Source organism: Nocardia sp. CC201C (assembly GCF_030010695.1).
Lineage (GTDB): Bacteria > Actinomycetota > Actinomycetes > Mycobacteriales > Mycobacteriaceae > Nocardia > Nocardia otitidiscaviarum.
Map to the genome: position 1 here is coordinate 1 of NZ_JASCXP010000392.1, position 7,014 is coordinate 7,014.

8 protein-coding genes are annotated in these 7,014 nt (G+C 70.5%); 5 read left to right on the forward strand and 3 right to left on the reverse strand.

Going from position 1 to position 7,014, the window contains the following annotated elements; all coding sequences use genetic code 11:
- Together QK444_RS29485 and QK444_RS29490 are read left to right on the forward strand one after the other, a co-directional pair.
- Window positions 1-1,577, forward strand: a 1,577-nt coding sequence (locus tag QK444_RS29485) for a PDR/VanB family oxidoreductase (protein WP_282785393.1), incomplete at its 5' end; no start/stop codon positions are given.
- A gap of 22 nt (window positions 1,578-1,599) precedes the next feature.
- Window positions 1,600-2,190 carry a PadR family transcriptional regulator gene (locus QK444_RS29490; RefSeq protein ID WP_282785394.1) on the forward strand — a complete coding sequence of 197 codons (591 nt, stop codon included), beginning with the start codon at window positions 1,600-1,602 and terminating at the stop codon, window positions 2,188-2,190.
- Between the two features lie 15 nt (window positions 2,191-2,205).
- Here QK444_RS29490 and QK444_RS29495 read toward each other — a convergent pair whose 3' ends face one another.
- Entirely contained in the window at window positions 2,206-2,796 is a 591-nt protein-coding gene (locus QK444_RS29495; RefSeq protein ID WP_282785395.1) for a hypothetical protein, read from the reverse strand.
- Window positions 2,797-2,872: 76 nt separating this feature from the next.
- On the opposite strand from QK444_RS29495, the gene QK444_RS29500 reads away from it, so the two are divergent.
- Window positions 2,873-3,466 carry a TetR/AcrR family transcriptional regulator gene (locus tag QK444_RS29500; RefSeq protein ID WP_282785396.1) on the forward strand — a complete coding sequence of 198 codons (594 nt, stop codon included), beginning with the start codon at window positions 2,873-2,875 and terminating at the stop codon, window positions 3,464-3,466.
- A 343-nt stretch (window positions 3,467-3,809) separates the two neighbouring features.
- Here QK444_RS29500 and QK444_RS29505 read toward each other — a convergent pair whose 3' ends face one another.
- Both QK444_RS29505 and QK444_RS29510 read right to left on the reverse strand, forming a co-directional pair.
- Window positions 3,810-4,982, reverse strand: coding sequence for a Cmx/CmrA family chloramphenicol efflux MFS transporter (locus QK444_RS29505; protein ID WP_282785397.1), 1,173 nt, complete (start codon window positions 4,980-4,982; stop codon window positions 3,810-3,812).
- A gap of 352 nt (window positions 4,983-5,334) precedes the next feature.
- Window positions 5,335-5,595 (reverse strand): hypothetical protein, encoded by a 261-nt coding sequence (locus QK444_RS29510; protein WP_282785398.1) that lies wholly within the window; start codon window positions 5,593-5,595, stop codon window positions 5,335-5,337.
- 229 nt (window positions 5,596-5,824) lie between these two features.
- Here QK444_RS29510 and QK444_RS29515 point away from each other — a divergent pair, with 229 nt between their 5' ends.
- A complete protein-coding gene (locus QK444_RS29515) occupies window positions 5,825-6,391 on the forward strand; it encodes a hypothetical protein (protein WP_282785399.1) in 567 nt (188 codons plus the stop codon).
- A gap of 86 nt (window positions 6,392-6,477) precedes the next feature.
- A partial coding sequence (locus QK444_RS29520) for a hypothetical protein (RefSeq protein WP_282785400.1) occupies window positions 6,478-7,014 on the forward strand: 537 nt, incomplete at its 3' end.

Below are 7,014 nucleotides of genomic sequence, written 5' to 3' on the forward strand. Positions count from 1 at the left end.
TCGGCTGGTCGCTGGTGGTTCTCGCGCTGGCGCAGGCATTCGCGGTGGGCGATCTGATCGCCATGTTCGGTACCTGGCTGGTGGTGCCCGCGCTGGCGCTGCTGGCGGGGCGGGTGCGCCCGCGCACCCGGAAAGCGCTGGTGGCCGCGCACGTGGTTGCCGCGGCGTGCTGGGTCGGTGTCGCGGTGGCGATCTCGGCCATGGCCTTCGTCGCGCTGACGGCGGCCGATATCGAAACCAGCCGGGTGGCCTACGAATTGATGGCCGCCTTCGACATCACCCTGCTGCCCTGGTGCAATTTCGCCACCTTCCTCACCGGTCTCGCCCTGGGGATCACCACGCCGTGGGGTGTGATCCGGTACTACTGGCTGGCGGCCAAGCTCGTGATCGCGGTCGCGATCCTGGTGATGGCGTTCGGATTCCTGCACAACGCCCTGGAGACCGCGGCGGCGCAGGCCGCGGTGCTGGCCGATACCGGCGGCACCCCGGCGGATCTCACCGCGGCGGCCGATGTGGCGCTGTGGGGGTTCGCCGCGTCGGCCGTGAGTCTGATCGGCGCGGTGCTGCTGTCGCTGTACAAGCCGGGCGGCACCACGCCATGGGGTCGAAAGTCGGTGACGGGCAAGCGAGTTCGGCAGCCTGTGCACGCGGCCGTGGTGGCCGGTACCCGGATGGTCGCGGACGGCACTGTCGACCTCACGCTGCGCGCCGCGGATGACGATGGCCTGCCGCCCTGGGAGCCCGGCGCGCATATCGACGTGGTGCTGCCGTCGGGGCGGGTGCGGCAGTTCTCGCTGCACGGCGACCCCGCCGACACCGGGTGCTACCGCATCGCGGTGCTGAAGGAACCGCGAGGCCGGGGCGGTTCGCTCGAGATCCACCAACTGCGTGTCGGCGACCGCGTCGGAATCCGTGGACCGCGCAACAACTTTCCGCTCGTCGACGCTCCGTCCTATCTGTTCGTCGCGGGTGGGATCGGGATCGCCCCCTTCCTGCCCATGATCCGGCGCCTGCAGGCCCGGGGCGCGGACTGGCGACTGGTGTATCGCGGTCGATCCCTGGCGACCATGGCCTTCGCGCCGGAGTTGCGGCACCGGTACCCGGAGCGGGTGACGCTGCTGCCCGCCGACACCCGGGCTCGCCCGGATATCGCGGCACTGCTGCGGGACACCGCGCCCGGCGTCGCGGTGTACTGCTGCGGCCCCACCGAACTGCTCGACGCCGTCACCGCGACCATGGCGGCGGCCTGCCCGCACGGCTCACTCCACCTGGAGCGCTTCGCGGCCAGTGCGCGCGCCGGCGTCGAGAACACGGCCTTCGACGCCGAACTGCGCCGCACGGGGGTGGTGGTGCGGGTGCCGGAGGATCGGACGCTGCTCTCGGTCCTGCGGGATGTCGATCCGGCGGTCGACCTGTCGTGTGAGGACGGCGTCTGCGGCAGCTGCGTCACCCGGGTGCTGGCCGGACGGCCGGACCATCGCGACGATGTGCTGGGTCCGGGCGAACGCCAGCGCACCGATATCATCTACCCCTGCGTATCGCGAGCGCACGGGCAGCGCATCGTGCTCGACATCTAGGACGGGCGAGAGGAGGTACCGGGTGGCGAACCGGGATCCGCTGCGTAACTGGCTCGCCCTGACCGTGCTCGCGTACCTCCTCGAAAGGCCCATGCATCCTTATGAATTGGGCAAACTGCTGAAGGATCGCAATGCCGCCCGCAGTATGGACTACAAGCACGCTTCGGTGTACATGGTCGTCGAACAGCTGGTTCGCGTCGGCTATGTCGAAGCCCAGCGCACCGAACGGCAGGGCCAGCGGCCCGAACGCACCGTCTACCGGCACACCGAGGCCGGGCGGGTCGCACTGCGGGAGCGGATGCGGGAGCTGGTGGCCTTGCCCGCCAAGGAGTATTCGCATTTCCAGGCCGCGCTCTCGCTGATCGTCGTGCTGCCGCCGGACGAACTCCCCGACCTCCTCGACCGTCGCCGTCGCGCGCTGAACGACGCGGCCGCCGAACTGCGAACGACCGTGCGGGCGGCCGAGGGCGTCGATCCCATCTTTCTCATCGAGTGCGACTACCGCCTGGAACTCATCGAGGCCGAACTCCGCTTCATCACCCGCTTCGACGAGCACCTGCGCCGCGACTCCCGTTCGCTGGGCGAGTTCTGGCACGATCTACACGAACGCTGACGGTGTCGCGCGGGTTCAGGCGTTGCTGCCGACCCGATCTCGATCGGTCGGTTCCCGGTGTCCGCGCCCGGATTCCCACAGTGGTCCGAAGACGAACCACAGCCCGGCGACCACCCAGACGCGGCCGATCCACCAGATGAGGGTCTGATCCTGCTCCGGCGAGGCGATGAACAGGACGAGGAGCCCCAGGGTCGCGGAGCTGATGGTCGCGGCGTTCACCACCCGCAGCCACTCCTGCCAGAGGTATCGGCGGCGAGCCGGGCCGGATTTCGGTGCCCGCACCGGCGGCGGGCCGCCCGCGAAGCGGTGGGCGAAGCGGGCGTCGGCCCAGCGCACCAGCGTCGGACCGAAGGCCACCGAGAAGCCGAGGTAGACACCGGCCAGCCCGTGGGTGGCATCGGCGACCGCGCCGCGATGCAGATCGATGGCGGTGGCGACCACCAGCACCACATCCAGCAGCGGAATGCCCAGCAGCACAGCGGTACTCAGCCGCCGCAGGCGCGCGAGATAACGCAGTGCCAAGCCCAGCCCGAGCAGCACCCACAGGCCGACCTCGCAGCCCAGGATGACTCCGGCGATGGGGTGTTCCCCCAGTAGTTCGAACATCGCGCGACCCCTCGTATTAGCTCAACCGTGCTAGAACAGGACTTCAATCTAGCACAGTTGAGCTAATATGGAATCCGTGCCGAAGACCATCGACCAGAACCAGCGCAGAGCCGAGGTGGCCGCCGCCGTCTGGCGGCTCATCGTGGACAGCGGCGTCAGTGCCGTATCCCTGCGCACGGTCGCCGCGGAGGCGGGCATCGTGCTCGGATCGCTGCGGCACAGCTTCCCCACCAAGGCCGATCTGCTCGCCTACTCGATGGAGTTGGTCCACACCAACGCCGAGCGGCGGGTGCGCGGCCACGCGGGCGTGACCGATCCCGTGGACATGGTCACCGCCATGCTGCTCGAACTGCTGCCCGCCGACGACACGCGCCGCACCGAGATGCGCGTCAATGTCGCGCTCATCGCCGAATCCCCGGCCCATCCGCGACTCGCCGAACTCGCCGAGCGATCCCAGCGCGCCATCGCCACCCTCTGCCGCCAGCTGTGCCACCACCTCGCCGAGACCGGCCACCTGCACGCCACCCGCGACCCCGACACCGAGGCCGCCCGCCTGCACGCGTACATCGACGGCATCGCCCTGCACGAACTCGTCACCCCCACCGATGCCGCACGCATCGAAGCGACCGTGCGCGCCTACCTGAAAGACCTTGCGGGACCGAGGCGTTGACGCTCGGAGACGTCGATGATCGGATGCGGTGGATAAGCGGATGCGTCGACGCCCGGACGCTTGACAGCCGGCTGCGTCGACGCGCGGCTGCGTCGACCGCCGAGCCATTGGCGTGCCGAGCCATTGACGTGCCGAGCCATTGACGCGCCCAGCCAATGACGCGCGAAGCTGCTGATGTCCGGAGCTGCCGACTTCCGGAGCCGCTGGTGCCCCGAACCAGCGGCTCCCCGAAGCAGTCGATGACTCCGCGGTGTCGCGAGAGGGCGAACCGGCAATGCCTCCGTGCCGTCGACATCTGGGTGATACGGACGGGCACGGTCGGACGTCGACGGGCAGCGGCCCCTCAGCGCGGCGCGGTGGACACCTGCGCCGCGGTGCCGCGGCGACCGAGTACGAGCACGCCCGCGGCGACGGTGACGAGCAGCGCGCCGCACCACAGCGCCGCCACCGGTCGCCGCGTGGCGTCCACGAGCATTCCGGCGGCCACCGGACCGAGTACCGCACCGAGATTGAAGGCGGTGGTCGCCAACGCACCCGCGATACGGGGCGCGGCCGGTGCGGCCGTCCCCACGATCGTGGCGATCAGCGTCGATCCGACGCCGAAGGCGAGCGCGCCCGCCACCGCCGCCGTGACCGTCAGCCCGACGAGCGTATGCGCGGTCAGGGCGGTGACCGCCCAGACCGCGATGAGCGCGCCGGTGCCGCCGGTGACGATCCGGTCGCGGTACCGGTCGCTGTACCGCCCCGCGACCGTCACCCCGGCGAAGGAGCCGATGCCGAACAACGCCAGCACCACCGGCACCCAGTACGGATCCACACCGAGACCGGCGGTGATGGTGCCGAGATAGGTGAAGGCGGCGAACGTCGCGGCATTGACCAGGATCGCGATCAGCCCGGCACGGACCACCCGGCGGTCGGCGACCACCGCCCACTCGCGTCGCACCGCCGTTCGCGGTGCGGCCGATTCGTCGCCGCCGCGCGGAACGAGCGCCCACACCGGCACCAGCAGCAGCGTGCTGACGGCCGCGACGGCCCAGAAGGCGGACCGCCATCCCCACAGCTGTCCGAGCAGCGTCCCCGCGGGCACCCCGACAATGCAGGCCACCGTCACCCCCGAGACCACGACCGCGGTCCCACGACCCACCAGCGCCGGACCGACCCAGCGTGGCAGCGCGGCCAGCACGATCGCCAGGAATCCGGCGTTCGCGATCGCGGCGAACACCCGTGTCGCCAGCAGTACTCCGAAATCCGTTGTCGTAGCGCCGATCACGTGGACGGCGCCGAACAGGCCGAGGAATGCGGTGACCGCGATCCCGACCGGCAGGCGACTCGCCACCATGGCCATGGTGGGCGCACCGAGCACCATTCCCGCGGCGAACAGCGAGGTGAGCAACCCGGCGGTGCCGAGCGAGACCCCGAGATCCGGCGCGATGCGGGGCAGCAGCCCCGACAGCATGAACTCCGACGTTCCCTGCGCGAAGACCGCGGCGGCGAGAACGTACACCACGAAGGGCATGAGAGCAGACTCCCCGTATTCGAGGCGCGGTCTTGTCGACGCGCCCGAGATGGTTGTGGAACAACACATCCGGCGTCGCGACGCAGCCTGACCACCGGTCGCTCACGGACCGGCGGACCTGCGCTCGCCACGCCGACCGACCCGTGGGCCGGTCGGCTATCGTCTGGACGCCTCCGGGGAATTCACGTCGCACACCGTAACAACTCGGGTGCCGCGCACCAACCGATTTGTGATCCGCGCCCCGTAGAGCATCCAGGACGCGTTCGATGCCGCCCGGTCCGGCGGCAAGCGGGTGTCGCTACCGCGTCCGTGCTGTGCGGAACGAGTCGCCGGTCGCGGTAACGGTTTCGGGTCAGTGCTCGGCGGATTCGGCGGTATCGCCGAACTCCTCCAGCGTGGCCAGTTGGAGGTGGATGTAGGCCGCGATGCGGTGGCGGGCGGAGGCGGGCAGGCGCTGTGCGTCCGCCGCGGTGAAGACCAAGTGGGCGAAACGGTCGGCATCCAGATCGCCCGGATCGGGGGTGCCGGGGACGACGCCCAGGTGGGGGCGGGTGGTGGACGCGGCGTGATCCGGTTCGTCGGGATCCGCCGCGGCCAGAGCGGTGCGCACCATGGTCCGACACTAACCCCGGGGCGGGGCGGGGGCCATGGGGGAGAGAACGGTTGGCGCGGGTGCGCCACGGTCGGTGGTGGACGACACATCGGCGCCTGGTTACCGAGAGGCAACATTCGTGGGGGCGGGGGCGATAGAGCTGAAGAGACGGTCGGCACCCCGGCTGCCTCGCCGGTCGGGGCGGACGTCGGCGTTCATCCCGGCGCGTCCCCCTGCCAGAGGAGCATCCATGGATTCGAAGGTCTGGACCAGCTGGACAGCGATCGCCGCACTGTCGGTCGCCGTACCCTATTCGATCGCGAACGCGGTGGTGGACGGCTGGTTGCGACATCCGGATCCCGGTACGCTCCAGGTGCTCACCGCCCCGCTGCAGGGCCTGGCCGCGGTCGCGCTCTGCCCGCCGTGGTGGCTGGGAGTGGGCTGCGTGCTCGCCGCACGGGCCGTGCCCGCCCGGCTGTTGTGGAGCGCGGCCGCTCCGGTCGGTGCACTGCTATCCGCCGGGATTGCGGTGTGGTTCAAGCAGATCGGCTTCTCCGGTGCCTCCGCGTGGCTGGTCGGCGCGCTGATTGCGCTGTGCGGCTTGATATTTCAGTTCAGCACGCTGCGATACCCGTATACCATGCCGCCGGCCGGGGTGTCGGAGCGACCGCCCAGCAATCCCGCTGTGGTGCGGCGCTCTGCCAACCCGCCACTCCCGCAGCGGTTCTGCGATGCCACGCCGTTCATCGACCGGCGTACGCATCGGCCCACCTACCGCCCGCTGGCCGCCCGCGGCCCCTATCGCGCACTGTCGTAACCAGGGGGTGGCACCGGGCGACCGGGTGGCGGATCGTAGAGGTATGGCCCGCTTCGGGGCAGGAAAGACGAGGGAGATGAACGACAATGGGGTTGTTCGACATAGCTCCGGACGCGACACCCGACGACGATGCCGTCGAGCGCGCCCATGATCCGCGGCGATGGACGGTACCGCAGCAGGCGAACCGCCCGGAGGTCGCCGATGCGGCGGTATTCACGGTCGCCGAGGGCGGTATCGCGGCGCGCGGCGCGCCGGAGGACGCCGATATCGACGCGGCGCCCGGCATTCTCGCCCAGGGGGTGTACGCGGGAACCGGTCCCGAGCAGCATCTGCTGGAGGGGCCGCGCTGGACGGTCCTCGGCGTCGATCCTCCGGTAGCGGGCGGTCGGCGCTACCTCGACCTGTATGCCGGCGTCCTGCACCACAGCGAAACCGGAGGGGGACAGGACTTTCACAGCCTCCGCTTCGCGTGTGCCGACCGGCCCGGCCTGCATGTGCTGCGCGCCGAGGCGGACGCCGGGCGGCTGGACCCCGGCCCACCGCTGCATCCACCGCCGCCGGAACCCGGGGTGCGGCATACCGAACTCGCCGCGATCTCCCCGCATCCGGGCGCCGAAACGCGC